Origin of the sequence: Vibrio sp. Sgm 5 (assembly GCF_026241575.1) — a bacterium.
Taxonomy (GTDB): Bacteria; Pseudomonadota; Gammaproteobacteria; order Enterobacterales; family Vibrionaceae; genus Vibrio; species Vibrio jasicida.
Genome location: NZ_JAPHPY010000004.1, coordinates 1 through 15,691, shown reverse-complemented (window position 1 = coordinate 15,691; position 15,691 = coordinate 1). Strand labels below are relative to the sequence as shown.

Below are 15,691 nucleotides of genomic sequence, written 5' to 3'. Positions count from 1 at the left end.
TAAGGGTGGACGGTATGGAGTATTCTCGAAGAAAGGTAAAGGGCGTAACCGTAGTTGAATTTGCATTAGGGGCCGGGGTTCTTGCTCTTGCTCTCGTCATGCTTTTTGAAATGGGATTTAGAATTTACGTAACCAACTTGGTTGAGTATGCGTTGAGGGAGTCAGTCAGAAACACAAAGGTGTTTGAAGGCGGAAACTCCTACGATAACTACAACCTAACATTGGATTCGGCGATGAAGGACGGAGGGGCATTATGGACGTCACTCGTTCCTGCTGAAAACTTTGAAGTGTCTGGTCGGTACTATTTAACATACGCCGATCTAATTTCAGGTACCAGTTATTCTGATGCCGAGATGGGAGAAGACGATCAAGGGTATGCTATTGCTGAAATTACGTTGACCTATAACTACACACCAATTTTGAACGTATTTTCCAACGATGTTATCCCGATTACCAAAAGCACACTGATTAACCTAGAACATGAAGGTTGGGAGGAGTGATGATGAAAATACGATCCCGACAAAAAGGTGTTTTTGCGATTGAGCTGTTTTTTGTTTTGATTGCTCTCATCAGCATCTTTTATTTCATGACGGACATTAGTGACAAGTTATTAGCTCGTGCTCAACTTGATCGTGGGAGTTTTGCGCTAGCTAATATCCTTAAAGAGCGAAGTCGTTATTACGACGAAAGATTACCTTTAAACGCAAGTGATGAAACGGACATGCAGACACTTGCGTCACGTCTACTTGATACGACACCAGGCAGCGTCGCTATCAAAATTGAAGCATTGCACAATAAGGCGACGTTAAATGCTTTTGAAAGTAACGAGTACAAAAATCTCGGCTGTGAGGCAGCGGGTTTAGATACGAAGTCAGAGTTAGCACCCGTTGAGAATGGCGTGATTTTCTCTTTGTATCAAGTAACGCTTTGTCAGCAAGAAAACTCTTGGTTTACCCAGCTTTGGGGGAATTCAGGCGCATCCACGATGACAATCACATCCAGTTCTGTTGTGGTGGGGAGGTAACGATGAATTTCACTATTAAACAACGAGCTCCAATTCATTCAGGTCGCAGTCAAAAAGGGATTGCGGCAATTTGGTTCGCACTGAGTTTAGTGCCTGTTTTTGGTATGACATTTTTCGCTGTAGAGGGGACGCGTTATATCCAAGAGACAAGTCGACTGAGAGACGCAGCGCAAACTGCTGCATTAGCCATTACGATAGACGACAAATCGAACCAAGCGGATGCATTGGCGACGATGTACATCAATGACTATGTGCGTGATATTTCCCATGTTGATATTCAAACGGTGAGGACGTACGAAGAGCCAACAGAAGACAACGATAATACGGAAAAAATTCAGTATTCCGTGCAAGCGGTTACCACTCACAACTCTTGGTTTGCCAGTAACTTAATTCCATCTTTTGAGGCTCAAGAGAAACTCGCTGGGCAAGCTGTCGCGGCGAAATATCCTTTTTACTTAGGGGATAAAATCATTGATTTGGTTTTGGTGACTGACTTTTCTGGGTCGATGAACAACAGCTGGGATGGCGAAATTAAAATTGATCTCCTCAAAGATGCGGTTAAGCAAATTTCAAATCGTATCTTAGTTCCGCGAGAAGGCGAGAGTGAGGTACTGAATCGTATTGCCATCATTCCATTTAACCTTCGGGTGCAAGAGAAGATAAATGACAACCTCTACTCTACCAGCCAGTTAAGGTACAAAGGTAGTTATCGTCAAAGCGTGTCTAATGTGAAATACGAACAAGTAAACTGGAATTACTGGTCTCCTTACACAGAAGAAGCTGTTGAAGAGTGTGCCAACAAACGTACTGATTGCCCCAACAAGAAAAGTTGGGAGCGTGAACAAGCGAAACGAGTGGCTGATGTAGTGAATACTAACAATAACCGTTTGGAGATTCCTGACTATGTCGGTTACTCAAAATCGGTTAGACACATGTTTGACGATAAAGTCGCGAATAATAATTTGACGTTTCATTTTAGATCGAACAACAACAAGCTTTATAACTCCAGTATGACGCGGACTGGTCATTCGGGCTTTTATACCATTCCACTAACTGCCAACAAAACAAACCTCGACAAGGTACAAACCATGAGCTCGGGTGGGAATACTGCTGCCTATCAAGGCATGCTGCGTGGCTTGCAAATCATGGAAGATGGACGTCCAAACGGCAGTAACGAAGAAGAAACAGAGCAATACAATGACCGTCTTAAAATGCTGATAGTAATCAGTGATGGTATGGAGTATCCATACACAGAAATCTTGCCCGGTTTAGTGAACAAAGGTATGTGTGATAAAGCGCGTGAGCACTTCCAAACCGAGAACGGCAATTTGTACATTGGCGTCATTGGCGTGAATTTCAGTGCATCTTCGCAAAGCGGTTTCCAAGATTGTGTGTTGAATCCGGATGAAGACATCATCGATGTAACAGAGACGGAAGACTTCATTAAGAAAATCGAAGAACTAATTCAGAAAGGATCTCGTGGTAATGGTGTATCGAGACTATATGGGTGAGAGATATGACCAAAACAATGCTAATTACAGGGATGCTGGTGGCCGGTTTTACGACCGTTAGTGCGAATGCCAGTGAAGTCAGTTCAAAAGTGACCGAATACTGTGGGACGTCATATTATGAATACTCGCACTCGATTCAGGTTGGCGACGTGACGGGTGTGGCATCGCATCGTGATGGCTATTTGCAGGTAACGGATGTGAGTAATGACCCCGCACTGAAGTGGGCGCTGATGAAGAACTCATCACTGCTCACTAACCCGAATGATTGCCTGACGTATATCTCCAATTTAGGTATTGCTCAGTTTAGCGGAGAGGTCAGCGATAAAGGTAAATTGATTGCGCGAGTGCACTTCGCCTTTGACAAGTTTAACCTTACCCCGTTGGCCAGAAATGTATTGAGCGATGTGGCTCGTCAACTTGCTCAAACGAACTATCAAGTAACAGTAGAAGGGCACACCGATTGGATTGGCACCAAAGCGTATAACCAAACCTTGGGTCATAACCGAGCCAAAAGCACCGCTGGTGAACTGCACTATTATGGGGTGAGTGAGCAGAAAACCACGCTTAAATCCTTTGGTGAATCTGAACCGATAGCAACCAATAATACCTCTTCGGGTCGTTCTAAAAACCGTAGAGCAGATGTTTACATTCCAGCGGATGAACAGGAAAAACCACCAGCAACGGAATAGGTGTTAACTACTGACTCGATGGAATTAAAAACGCCCGCCTTCAATTGGAAGCGGGCGTTGTACTCTTGTCTTTGTCTTTGTCTTTGTCTTTGTCTTTGTCTTTGTCTTAGCGATGCGCTTACATCATGCCTGTTACGATGCCTGCTGTGACAAAGAACACAATCATCCAAAGCACCGACAAGTTAAGTTTCTTATGTAAGTAGAAACCAGCTATCACAAGAGCGATGTCGATTGGAGCAACGACAGCGCTGCTGAATACTGGTTGGTAAAGTGCTGCCAATAGCAAACCAACGACCGATGCGTTTACGCCGTTGATTGCACCTGACACTGCCGGTTTACCAGCCAGCGCTTGCCAGTTCTTTAGCACGCCAAGTAGCAATAAGAAGCCCGGTAAGAACACACCTAATGTTGCGACTAGCGCGCCTAGGATAGGGGTATCAGACAGCTCGTAACCAATGTAAGTCGCGAAGGTAAACATTGGCCCCGGTACCGCCTGCGCTGCGGCGTAGCCCGTTAGGAACGCGTCTTGACTTAATTGATCGCCAACGATGTTTTGCAGTAGGGGAAGTACCACGTGACCGCCACCGAACACTAAGCTACCTGCTTGGAAGAAGTCGCTAAACAATCCAAGCATTGGCAGGGAATGAGCCACAAACGGTAAACCAACTAAAAGTACTGCGAACAGTGCCAATGGTGCAATGGTTGGTTTAAATGGTTCGGCAGGTGTTGCGGATTCTTTCTTTAGATATTGAGTACCAATCAAACCCGCCACCACAAGCACCAGCATTTGAGTTGCGATGCTCGGTGCAACCAATAACGCAATCGCGGTTGCCACACACAAGCCGGCTGTTAGTTTGCTTTGGCAGAAGTTTTTGTACATTCCCCAAGTCGCATCCGCCACCACCACGACCGCAAGTAACTTCAAGCCGTGAACGATGTTTTGGAACAGCGCGGTATCAGTGATCTGGCTGCTTACCATAGCAAGCGCCAACATGATGATCACGGAAGGCAGTGTGAAGCCAAGAAAAGCCATGCATGCGCCGCCTAAGCCTCCGCGTTTGTAACCCAGAGCAAAGCCAACTTGGCTAGAACCAGGGCCCGGTAAGAATTGGCTCAAAGCCACGATCTGTGCGTATTCGCTGTCATCAATCCATTTGAGCTTTTCAACGAACGTTTGGCGGAAGTAACCGATGTGCGCCGCAGGGCCACCGAAACTGATCCAACCAAGCCAAAAAAAGGTTTTAAAAATGGTAAACATGTTGAGCCTGTTAAATCTCCAATAAAACTGCATCTACTGTAAGAAATGTACTAAGATGATTCAAATTAATAGTTTTAATTTCATCTATGAATAAAATGGGATGAGGTGTTTTGTGAAAGATGATGTTCAGTGGCGCAATATCGACTTAAATCTATTGGTGACCTTTTCTTACCTATATCGCTATCGCAGAGTGAGCTTGGCGGCCGAGAAAAGCTTTGTCAGTCAGTCTGCCATGAGCCACAGCTTGTCGCGTTTGCGCGTGCTGTTTGATGACCCATTGTTTGAGCGTAAAGGCCATAAGATGGACCCAACCGAGCACGCGCATCATATCGCGCCGACGGTGCATCATTTATTGGATTCGATTGCCAAAGACTTACTGACGAAGTCCGCTTTCCTGCCAGAAAACTACGCCGGCGTGTGTCGCATTGGTTTAACCGACTACGCCGAATTCATCTTCGCCCCATTGCTTTATGATGAAATCCGTAAGCGTGCGCCAGAAGCACAAATCAGTTTTATTAACGTCAACCGCAGTAATTACGTGGCGATCACGGAACACGATAAGTTAGATGTCATCATCGGCAGTATGCCTGTGCTCGATGATAACTTTGAGAGCCAGTACCTCTACACAGAAAAGCACGTATGTCTGTGTGATAAGCGAGTGTTGAAAGGTGAAACACAATTGTCGATTCACGCTTTTGCCAATATCGAGCAAGCCCTCGTGAGTCCTGATGGCAGCTTGAGTACACAAGTAGACAAAAAGCTTGCTGAGCATGGCTTGAGCCGAAAAGTCACCGTCGCTTCACGTAACTTCCTAACGATTCGAAACTTACTTAAACAGCGAGAGTTGGTTGCGATTGTGCCGGAGAAAATGGCGCAAGCGGAAAGATTCTCGGACGACTTGGTGAGCGTCCAGCCGCCGATTGCGGTGGCGGATTTTGATATCGCCATGTTGTGGCATACCAGTCGTAATAACGAGGATAAAGGGATTTGGCTGCGTCAGCTAGTGGCAGAATTGATCACAGGTAATTGATCTTATAAGGGCACCACGAGGGTGCCCTTTAAGTAACCGAGCTATAGGTCGTTTATACTTGCGTTACTGGTTCTTGCGCCTTTTCTTGCGTTGCTTGTTGTTTGATAGCTTGCTTCTTTTCAAAGCGAGAGATCCACCACCAAGCCAGAGCAGAGAAGACGGCCGTCATAAACACGTTGATGAAGAACGCACGTACCAAATCAACACCTGTTGGGAATGCCGATGCGGTCATGCTCACCACGAAGATGACAATCAATACCGACACCACACTCATGCCCACTTTGCGTGAACCCATACGGAAGTCGCGCGGTGTATCGTCGTGTTTTAGACGGAACACAAAGTACGCAATCATGATGAAGATTGGCGGTAGCATCGCCGTACCTGCGGTTAGGTTGATCGCTTGGTTCATCATGTCTTGCACGGATTCTGAACCAAAGCCGTTGACGATCAGCATCACCACAACGAACGCGAATTGCCACCATGCTGCACGTACTGGTACACCGTGTTCGTTTAGCTCTGTGGTTTTCTCGCCGTACACGCCTTTTGGAATTTCAGAGAAGTGAATTTTTACTGGTGCTGCAGTCCACATCATCATTGAGCCAAACATCGCGATGAACAAGATGATACCAACGAAGCGGCCAACCAATACTGTTGAAATGTCGAAGTATTGAGCCATACCGGTAAAGATTTCTACCATGCCGCCTGCGTATGTTAGGTCTTCACGCGGAACGAACACGTTCACCAAAAGTGAGCCAATAGCGTACATCGCACCAATCAAGACGCCCGCCATAATGATCACTTTGATGAAGGCTTTTTGACCGCCTTTTACGTCTTTCAGGTAAGCCGCTGCGGTTTCTGCACCGCCTGCTGCTTGGAAGATCCAACACATAATGCCTAGCGTCGCCCAGTTAATGGTTGGACTCATTGCTTCTAGCGTGATTGGTTCTGCTGGTGTGTAAGTGTCGCCGCCTAATGCCATTAGCGCGCCGAGAACGTAAATGCCGAATAGGGCAAACACACCGTAAGCAACCAGCTCAGAAATTTTGCCCAACCAAGATGCGCCTTTGGTTGAAATGTGGGTCGCCGCTGCGAACAGAACGATCGAAATAATCGATGTCACCATTGGTGAGAAGGTGTACTCGTAACCAAGCATTGCGTAAGACGCGTAAGCAATCACGTTTGGTAGCAGAGACACAAACCAGAATAGGTTCACGAACCAGTAGAGGAACGAACCTAGGTAAGCGGCTTTAGAACCAAGCGGTTGTTTAAGCCAGTCGTACATGCCTGACTCAGAGTTTTTGTTCGCCGAAACGAACTCTGCAATGATGAATACAAATGGAATGAAGTAAACGATCGTCGCGAAAAGGAAGATAGGGGCAGAGCTAAGGCCAAGCTCAATGTTGTTGTTCACGATGTTACGGACGTTAAATACCGCCGCAAATGTCATCGACAGCAAGGCGAATTTGCCAATGGTGCCGCGCATAGATTCAGACATAGAGTCCTCCGATGAATCACGTCAATTCCCTTCGTAACTCAGTGATAGTGCTATTGACCGTTTTATCATCCTTGGGCGAATACTATTCGTAATCGCGTTGGATTGCTGAGGTCGACAACTGATCTGTGATCTGAATTACTTTGGGTTTATTTAATTATTTTGTTGTTAGGCCAGACGCGTTGTCTGGCCTTGCCTGTAAGCCATTATTTATTTAGGAAATAGCCATCTTCGATGGTCACTTTGAGCACCACTTTTCTTACTCGGTTGTCACCGTGGAAGCGGTACGCTTTATCGTTATCAAAAATTGCCACTTGGCCTTCGCAAAGCTCACGAGTCTCACCTTGACCAGAGAGAAATTCGCGGTCAGTTTCATCTCGATATGCTTGCTCTAGGCGTAAACCGGATTTGTCGGCGAACTCCACAGTTTCGCGACCTTCTAGGTAGTAATGCACGTCGAAGTAGCGGCGGTTCCCTTCAAACAGGTCGGTTTGTTTTGTGCCGTCTTCAATCATGTAAACCAAAGAGTCACCAATCGAATACATCACGCCGTCTTTGATGTTGGCGATGTTCTCAATCGCTTCCACGCAGCGGTTCCATTTACGACCGTCGCGGTACACGACTTTGAATTGTTCTAAGTTGTCTAACACGATCATGGATTACGCCTCGTTTGCTGTTTGAGTATTAGGTTGAGTGAAGAACGCATTGTCGAAATCATGGTTTGCCATGGTTTGTGCACTGCAATCGCCCGCTTGAAGTGGCATCAGCGTTAAGCCATAACGGAATTCATCCATGTACACGCGGTATGAGTCGAGCACTTCGCTTCCCCATGAGTTCGAGCCCAGTCCCATCACTTGATGGTCAAGGTTGAGCGTGATGTAGCCGCTCTTCTCTAGCTCAATGGTGTGTTGCGCTTCGTGCAGGTTTTGATTGGTGTAGAACCAAGCACTGAAGTTGATTTCTTGCTGTGGTTTCACCAACAACCCCGTGCCGTGGCGATTCGTCAGTGATGCCCAACGAACGTGTTGGCGGTTGCCGTTGTTTTGTGGGAACGGGTAGTTCTCAAACATGTCGGCTACTGTGCTGTGGTAGACATCAATCAAGTTCGCTTGGCGGCTGTCTTGGTAGTTTTCTTCAGGGCCACGACCGTAGTAACTCACTTGGTCAAAGTTGCCGTTGATGCCCAAATCCAAGCCAATTACAGGGATAACGTGCGGGTAATCGCCATAGCGTTCACCGCTCAGTTCCACATTCAAGTGACCTTGTGCGTTGATTTGGTAGCGGTAGGTACAGCGCATGCCAAAGTCGAACACCGGTGGCGCGATGATGCTGGTGGTCGTAATCGAAACCGAATCATCCGTTGCTTCGACTTGTAGCGTGCGGAAGTGCTCCTGCATGATTTGTAAGTGCGCTGGGTGCCACAAACCTTCGTACTCTTGTTTGTGGTTATCAATCATTGGCTTGAAGAAGTTCAGTCTAGGCTCAGATTGAATCAGCTCTTCACCATTGACGCGCCAAGAGGTCAGCTTGCCGTTGACTTTAGAGAAGGTCAGAGTGAAGTTGTGGCCTTCAATCACGTGCTCTAAGCGGCTTTCTGTTGTGACCAACGCTTGTGCATTGTGGCTAACAAATTCGGCTTCGCTTGCTGTGTTCTCTTTCAGTTGGAATTGGTACACCGCGATGTCGTGGTTCGCTTCGCTGTACAAAGTGCGGCTGTCTTTACGCACGGTGAAGTTAATAAAGGCTTCACGCTCGTCCAGTTCAGGCAGATTAATTGTGATTTCACGCGCGCTGTTTGCAGCAAGCTCTTCGACCTTAAACTGCACGCTGCGCAGCGTTTCACCTTCCGCTCGGATATCCGCCGTGATGGTGTAATCATCAAGGTTGGTAAACCACAATTTGTTCTCTACGGTGAAGGTGTTTGTCGTCCCTTCTACTGCTTGAATTTTTACTGGAGCGATGACTTGTTTGTACTCTTTCAAGCCCGGTCCAGGTGTTTGGTCTGGGTAAATCAAACCATCCATACAGAAGTTGTAGTTATTCGGGTAATCGCCGTAATCACCGCCGTATTTGTAAAACTCTTGGCCGTTTTCATCACGTGCTAATACACCGTGATCACACCATTCCCATACGTAGTGACCTTGAATGTGGTCGTGCGCATAGAACACGTTTTGGTATTCCGTTAGGCCGCCAGGGCCGTTACCCATCGCGTGTGCGTATTCACAAATGATGCGTGGTTTCTCGTGTGGGTGCTCCCCAAAGTGATTCATGAGCTGCGCACGTGAGTACATGGTTGAAATCACGTCGACAACTTCTGCATCGCGGTCTTCTTCGTAATGCACCAAGCGGGTGTCATCAATAGCTTTGGTTGCGTCGTACATAGCGCGGATATTGCAGCCGTAACCAGACTCGTTACCCAGTGACCACATGATGATGGAAGGGTGGTTCTTTTGGGCATGAACGTGGCGTTCTGCGCGGTCTACAAACACACTTTCCCATGCTGCATCGTTGGTGATGCGGCTTAGATCGCCAACGTTCGCGAAGCCGTGGGTTTCTACGTCGGTCTCTGCCATTACGAACAAGCCGTAAATGTCACACAATTCGTAAAAGCGTGGGTCGTTAGGGTAGTGCGCGGTGCGAACTGAGTTGATGTTGTGTTGCTTCATCAAAATCAGATCTTTCTCGACACGCTCCATGCCAACTGCACGACCTTTTAGATGGTCGTTGTCGTGGCGGTTTACACCGTGCAGCATCACGTATTGGTTGTTGATGTAGAACAGACCATCACGCACTTTAATGTCTCGGAAGCCAACACGTTGCGGAATCACTTCGACAATATTGCCTTGTGCGTCTTTTAGCGTAATGAACAGTTGGTATAGGTATGGATTTTCCGCTGTCCAATGGGTTGGGTTCACTACATCAATGACAAAGCTTGTTTGGCTGTTGTCTTGGATAGTCAATGCATCGCATTGGCCACTAGCAATCACTTTACCTTTGTCTTGGAGCGAGTATTCCAGCGTGTAACCAGATACAGCCGTAGTAGACAGGTTTTCTAGCTCAACTTGGCAGCTGCAAGTAGCACTTTGGTAATCGTCGGCGAAATCAGTACGAACAGTCAGATCTTGGACGTGAACGTGCTCTTTTCCGACAAGGTAAACATCACGGAAGATACCCGCCGTCCACCACATGTCTTGGTCTTCAATGTAAGTCGAATCTGCCCATTGCATGACGCGCACAGACAATAAGTTCTCGCCTTGTTGAACGTAAGAAGAAATGTCGAACTCAGCGGTTAAGCGACTGCCTTTGCTAAAGCCAACGTAATGACCGTTTACGTAAACTTCGAAGTAAGTTTCAACGCCATCAAATTTGATGATGGTTTGTTTGTTGTCCCATTGCTGGCCAAGCGTGAAAGTGCGTTGGTATGCGCCAGTTGGGTTGTCGGTTGGGACAAACGGTACGTCGATAGGGAATGGGAAACCTTCGTCAGTGTATTGAAGGTCACCGTGGCCTTCCATTTGCCACATGTTCGGAACGGTAATGCGTCCCCAATCTTCCATTTTTTGAGAGTAAAACGCTTCAGGCACCAAAAGCGGGTTAGTGAAATAGTTGAATGTCCATTGACCACTCAGCAGTTTAAAGCGGCTGCTCAGCTCGCGTTGGAACGTTTGTGCGTTTTTAACTGAATCGTATGAGAAGAAGTAAGCACGTGGTGCCATACGGTTCTCATGTAGGTGAAGGAAGTTTTCCCAGTTGTTCACGTTTGTTCTCCCCTCGGCTTAGCTTGGTCATTTCGACGCGGTATCGTCAGCGTCGAATCTGCCCAAAAGAAATGCAGCCGATGTATTGTGAAAAGGCTTATGAGTTATCTGGGAAAGATATTAGTAAAAGTTTTACTAAAATAAATTAGTGAAAACGTTTAACTTTAACTCGAACACGTTTTGATACGTGATTGGTGAGCAAGATGTGATCAGCGTAAAGGAATAGCATCCCAAGCTTATTTGCTGGGTAAAATGAGTAAAAAATGATGGGGGTTTAGATAAGGGAAATAAAAAAGCACTGAGGATTCAGTGCTTTATAAAATAAGAATGAAGAGGGAGAGTTACTTAGTCGTGCCGCGCAGTTTGAGTTTGCTTGGTACGTGAACTTGCAATGGCAGCGCACGGCCATCGCGGTATTTTTCTACCAATAAGTTTACCCCTTGTATGCCCATCATCTCTGAGTGAATTCGCACTGTAGAGAGCGGTGGGAAGGTAAAGCGAGCGGTTGGAATGTCATTCACACTGATCAGAGCAATGTCTTGTGGAATGTTCAAACCGAACTCATGGATGGCACGTAAAACCCCAATCGCTATCGAGTCTGATGCGATAAAGAGTGCTGTTGGAAAGTCGCCTTTTGCCAACATTGCTTTGGCTAAGTCATAACCCGATAGGCTAGAAAAATCGCCGCGGTAAATGTCGTTCTCTGATACAACACCTTTTAGGTTGCCGTATTCCACAAACGCGTTTTCACGAATGTCCGCGGTGTTTGGTTCGTCTTGTCCACCAATGAAACCAATGCGCTGGTAACCTTGTTCGACGAAGAAGTCGACGACTTGCTTACTGATGCGAGCAAGATCGATATCAACGCTGTCGTACATGCTTTCGCTGTCTGAGAAGTCGATATAACAAATGCTGTCTGCGAGGCGCTTAGGTAGTTTATTGATGATCGCTTTATCGGTTTTACCAACCAAAAGGATGCCGGTGATCTTTTGTGTTTCGACGTCAATTTCGCTGTTGTAGCAATTGGTTAGCGTAATGCCCAATCTATCACATTGGGTTTCAATCCCGTGGCGAATGGATAAATAGTAAGGATCATTCACTTCTGCTTCTTGCTTGTAGTTGTACAAGGCTAAAAAGTGATGTTTTTGTTTAGCCTCTTTCGTAGCCTTTTTTGAACTGCTGGTGCGGTATTCCAACTTTTCAGCAATTTCTAAGATGCGGTGTTTGGTTTCTTCTTTTACGCTCAGAGTCGGATCGTCATTCAACACGCGTGATACGGTTGCAAGTGAGACGCCCGCTTCTGTAGCGATATCTTTTAGTGTTGCCATGTTCACTTCCCGTTGGCAAAGCTCACTGTCCCAGTGAGATAAGCAATAATCCCACTATTGTAAACAGCTACTTATGGATGCACAAATTTTTAGTAAAACTGTGCGAGTGGGTGAAATAAAGTGATTACATGGAAAAGCGGTTTTTTAAGCAAACAAAAGCCCGAGCGGCTAGGACTCTCCGGTCGGGCTTTGTTGTTCACTATTGCTACTTAACATGAGTGGCAAGGCGATAAGGTTAAACCTAAGACTTTTTACCTTTGGTTTTATCTGGTTCGACAAGCAAGTGGTCAAATACATGGCGAATGAACGGTGCCCCGACTTTTGAACCACCGTTTCCGTGCTCAATCACCACTGTCGCCACATATTTTGGATGGTCATACGGAGCAAACGCAGTGAACAACGCGTGGTCAAGTAGGTGGTTCGCGAGCTTTTTCGAGTTATAGACCTCGTCTTTGCGCAGGCCAAATACCTGGGCGGTACCGGATTTGCCACCACTGCTGTATTCCGCGCCTTTAAATGCGCGACGACCAGAGCCATGTGCGCCATTGTTTACCAAGCGCATCGCATTGATTGGAATGTCCCAGTATTTATCTGGCACACCTTCAATTGGTGGTAGATCTTTCGGTGCGACTTCGACTTGGTTTTCAAAATCTTCGCCGTGCTCAATCACCGCTCTTAGCAGATGTGGTGCTTTCATCTCACCATGATTGATAAGGAATGAAGTGGCTTTGGCGATCTGCATCGGAGTGGCTGTCCAGTAACCTTGCCCAATACCAATCGGAACGGTATCCCCTTGATACCAAGGCGTACGGTGACGGGCAATTTTCCATTCTCGTGTCGGCATGTTGGCACTGCTCTCTTCATAGATATCAATGCCTGTCGGCAATCCGAAGCCGAATTTGTTCATCCATTTAGAGATGCGGTCAATACCCAAATCAAATGCGGTTTGGTAGAAGAACGAGTCAACCGATTCCTCGATTGCCTTGGTAACATCCACGTTGCCGTGACCCCAACGTTTCCAATCTCGCCAAGCTTTTGAATTCGGTTTTGAACCTGGAATACGCCAAGAACCGTGATCGTTACGCACCGTACTTGGCGTGATCACATGTTCTTCAAGCCCAGCGACTGCCATAAAGGGTTTGACGGTTGAAGCGGGTGGATAGACACCTAGCGTGGTTCGGTTTACGAGCGGGTGGGCTGGATCGTTCAACAATGCGCTGTAGGCTTTGCTGGAAATGCCGTTCACAAATGGGTTTGGGTCATAGCTTGGGCTAGATGCCATCGCAAGGACGCTATTATCTCTTGGATCGAGTACAACAGCGCTGCCCTGACGATTATCCAATTGCTGATAAACATACTCTTGTAGTTCGATATCGAGGTTTAAAACGATGTCTTTCCCTGCAATTGGCGGCACGTACTTAATGGTACGAATCACGCGCCCGCGACTGTTTACTTCGACTTCTTCATAGCCTTTGGTGCCATGCAAAATGTCTTCGTAGTAACGCTCCACGCCCAGTTTTCCGATGTTCTGAGTCGCTTGGTAGTTTTGTGCTTTGCCTTCTTTGTCTAAGCGTCGTAGATCGCGGTCATTAATATGAGAAACATAGCCTAGAACGTGTGTTAATTCCTTCCCGTAAGGGTAGTTACGTTTAAGATCTGCAGTTACAAATACGCCATCAAATTCATGTTGATGCACCGAAAAACGCGCAACTTGTTTGTCGTTGAGTTCGTTCAAAATGGTGACAGAACGAAAACGGCGAGTGTGCTTGTAGCGTTTTTTGAATGACTCAATTTGTTCTGGTGTGATGTCGATGTAATGAGCGAGTTTCTCAAGCAAAGCATCGGGGTCGCCTGCTTGCTCAGGGATCATATCGAGGTTGTAAACTGGGCGATTTTCAGCAATCAAAACGCCATTGCGGTCATAGATAAGACCGCGAGTGGGCGCGATAGGAAGAATCTTAATGCGATTGTCATTAGAGCGAGTTTGGTAATCTTTGAAATGATTAACTTGCAAGTTGTAGAGGTTCGCGACCAATCCTCCCAGCAAAATAACCATGCCGAGAAAGGCAACGACGGCACGGTTTTTAAATAACCTTACTTCTTGATTATGATCTCGAAATTCATTTCGCTTGCGTAGCATGAGGGCCCTTCAGATTTGTTTTTGTTCTCTGCATGCCCCGATAAAAGGAAAAAGACGCAGATTTGAGTCTTGTTACAAAAGGTTACATTTGGGGCGAGGCTACTGTAGCGGGCTTTATCTCTTGCTTTGTAAGAGCAATGTCAGGTATCGATTGCGGAAAATCATCTTTCTTGTTTGCGTGAATTACCGTGTTTTTCTTACATTGTGTAAACGTTTATACATGTAAGTATCATAAATCTTTCCCATTTTTCTTATCTAACTCAGTTTCCTTTATTTTTATTGATTTTAAGTCGTGATGTAATTTTGTGGAAACGTTTACATTATTTTGAGTTTGATCACGGATCTGGATCGGTTTTGATTGGTAGACTTTTAGCCAGTTAAGAGATAAGCGAATTTGCTTGATGAGCAGGCTCAACCAATTTCCAAGCATCGAGCAGCAAAAGTGGAGAAGCAAAAGTGAAAGTTCTTGTCACAGGCGGTATGGGGTACATCGGCAGTCACACATGTGTCCAGATGATTGAAGCAGGTATGGAGCCAATCATTGTCGACAACTTGTGTAATGCCAAAGTGGAAGTGTTAAGCCGCATTGAAGCGCTAACCGGTAAGCAACCGGCTTTCTACCAAGGCGACATTCGCGATGAAGCCTTTTTAGACTCAGTGTTTGCCAAGCATGACATTCAAGCTGTGATTCACTTTGCTGGCCTGAAAGCGGTGGGCGAATCTGTCGCGAAACCATTGGAATACTACGACAACAATGTAAATGGCTCATTGGTGTTGGCGCGCAGCATGCGTAAGGCGGGCGTGAAAAGCATTGTATTTAACCTGAGATCGGTTTAAGCCATCGCCATCAGCCCAGACTTTTCAGCATTGGTGATGTTGAGTGATGGCTTCTCTGGTTTTAAGCAATAAGCGATTAAGCCTCCAAGTAAATTCAACATGAACCCATGTAAGCTACGATGACGAGAATGCTCTATCTGAGATATATTCTTCAACTGGTCATTTATCGTTTCAATAATGAATCGCTTCGATAACATTGCACGATCCCAAGCGGCTAGCACTTTGGGTTTCATGTTTTTTCGGTGTGTTGTTATCAGCGTAATACCATCTTCTTTTAAGTCTTCAGTCAGCGCTTTACTGATATAGCCTTTGTCTGCATAAAGCTTGTCGAGCAGCCCTTTTGATAACTCACGGACAGGTTGTCTATCATCAGTATTTGCTGGCGTAAGTTTGGCCGCAACAATGTCACCAAGATGATTTGTAATGATGTGAAGTTTAAAACCGTAGAACCAACCCATGGTACCTTTGCCTCGTGCAGCTGTTCCTTTGAACACCTTATGCCTTGGGATGCGTAAGTTGTGGCAGACTTTGATGCTAGTAGAGTCAATAAATTCAATACCTGTAGGCTCTCCTTTTACATGAGTAAAGAAAGAGCTTAAAGGAACAAGCATCGACGGCATCACC

Annotated in this window: 12 protein-coding genes and 1 pseudogene; 6 read left to right on the top strand and 7 right to left on the bottom strand. The window is 46.2% G+C overall.

From position 1 onward, the window contains the following. Nucleotides 1-14: 14 nt before the first annotated feature. From OQJ86_RS03325 to OQJ86_RS03310, 4 genes are read left to right on the top strand one after another with little or no spacing between them, the layout of a single operon-like run. Complete coding sequence (locus OQJ86_RS03325) at nt 15-500, top strand: TadE family protein (RefSeq protein WP_038865950.1); 486 nt, start codon at nt 15-17, stop codon at nt 498-500. A gap of 2 nt (nt 501-502) precedes the next feature. Further along, complete coding sequence (gene tadF / locus OQJ86_RS03320; RefSeq protein ID WP_227740519.1) at nt 503-1,024, top strand: tight adherence pilus pseudopilin TadF; 522 nt, start codon at nt 503-505, stop codon at nt 1,022-1,024. Nucleotides 1,025-1,026: 2 nt separating this feature from the next. After that, entirely contained in the window at nt 1,027-2,535 is a 1,509-nt protein-coding gene (locus OQJ86_RS03315) for a pilus assembly protein (protein WP_265986314.1), read from the top strand. A gap of 5 nt (nt 2,536-2,540) precedes the next feature. Next, nucleotides 2,541-3,224, top strand: a complete 684-nt coding sequence (locus OQJ86_RS03310; RefSeq protein WP_045405540.1) for an OmpA family protein — start codon at nt 2,541-2,543, stop codon at nt 3,222-3,224. Nucleotides 3,225-3,342: 118 nt separating this feature from the next. Here OQJ86_RS03310 and chrA read toward each other — a convergent pair whose 3' ends face one another. After that, nucleotides 3,343-4,482, bottom strand: coding sequence for a chromate efflux transporter (chrA, locus tag OQJ86_RS03305; protein ID WP_265986310.1), 1,140 nt, complete (start codon nt 4,480-4,482; stop codon nt 3,343-3,345). 112 nt (nt 4,483-4,594) lie between these two features. Between chrA and OQJ86_RS03300 the strand changes: the two genes are divergently transcribed. Then, nucleotides 4,595-5,512 carry a LysR family transcriptional regulator gene (locus OQJ86_RS03300; RefSeq protein WP_265986309.1) on the top strand — a complete coding sequence of 306 codons (918 nt, stop codon included), beginning with the start codon at nt 4,595-4,597 and terminating at the stop codon, nt 5,510-5,512. Between the two features lie 52 nt (nt 5,513-5,564). Here the strand turns inward: OQJ86_RS03300 and OQJ86_RS03295 are convergent, their stop codons facing one another. The 5 genes from OQJ86_RS03295 to mrdA all read right to left on the bottom strand — a co-directional run bounded on the left by OQJ86_RS03295 (nt 5,565) and on the right by mrdA (nt 14,230). Then, nucleotides 5,565-7,007 (bottom strand): amino acid permease, encoded by a 1,443-nt coding sequence (locus OQJ86_RS03295; RefSeq protein ID WP_021017996.1) that lies wholly within the window; start codon nt 7,005-7,007, stop codon nt 5,565-5,567. A gap of 203 nt (nt 7,008-7,210) precedes the next feature. After that, nucleotides 7,211-7,660, bottom strand: coding sequence for a beta-galactosidase subunit beta (locus OQJ86_RS03290; RefSeq protein ID WP_265986305.1), 450 nt, complete (start codon nt 7,658-7,660; stop codon nt 7,211-7,213). 3 nt (nt 7,661-7,663) lie between these two features. Continuing rightward, nucleotides 7,664-10,762, bottom strand: coding sequence for a beta-galactosidase subunit alpha (gene ebgA, locus OQJ86_RS03285; protein ID WP_265986303.1), 3,099 nt, complete (start codon nt 10,760-10,762; stop codon nt 7,664-7,666). Nucleotides 10,763-11,103: 341 nt separating this feature from the next. Further along, the gene (gene ebgR / locus OQJ86_RS03280) at nt 11,104-12,090 is read right to left on the bottom strand and encodes a transcriptional regulator EbgR (RefSeq protein WP_265986302.1); all 987 of its coding nucleotides are present in this window, start codon (nt 12,088-12,090) and stop codon (nt 11,104-11,106) included. 241 nt (nt 12,091-12,331) lie between these two features. Further along, a complete protein-coding gene (gene mrdA, locus OQJ86_RS03275) occupies nt 12,332-14,230 on the bottom strand; it encodes a penicillin-binding protein 2 (protein WP_265986300.1) in 1,899 nt (632 codons plus the stop codon). A gap of 456 nt (nt 14,231-14,686) precedes the next feature. Here mrdA and OQJ86_RS03270 point away from each other — a divergent pair. After that, nucleotides 14,687-15,052 (top strand): annotated as a pseudogene (locus tag OQJ86_RS03270) (SDR family NAD(P)-dependent oxidoreductase); the annotation flags it as partial. Between the two features lie 11 nt (nt 15,053-15,063). On the opposite strand, the gene OQJ86_RS03265 reads toward OQJ86_RS03270, so the two are convergent. After that, nucleotides 15,064-15,691 (bottom strand): IS982 family transposase (locus tag OQJ86_RS03265; RefSeq protein ID WP_265986299.1); only part of this gene is annotated, 628 nt, incomplete at its 5' end.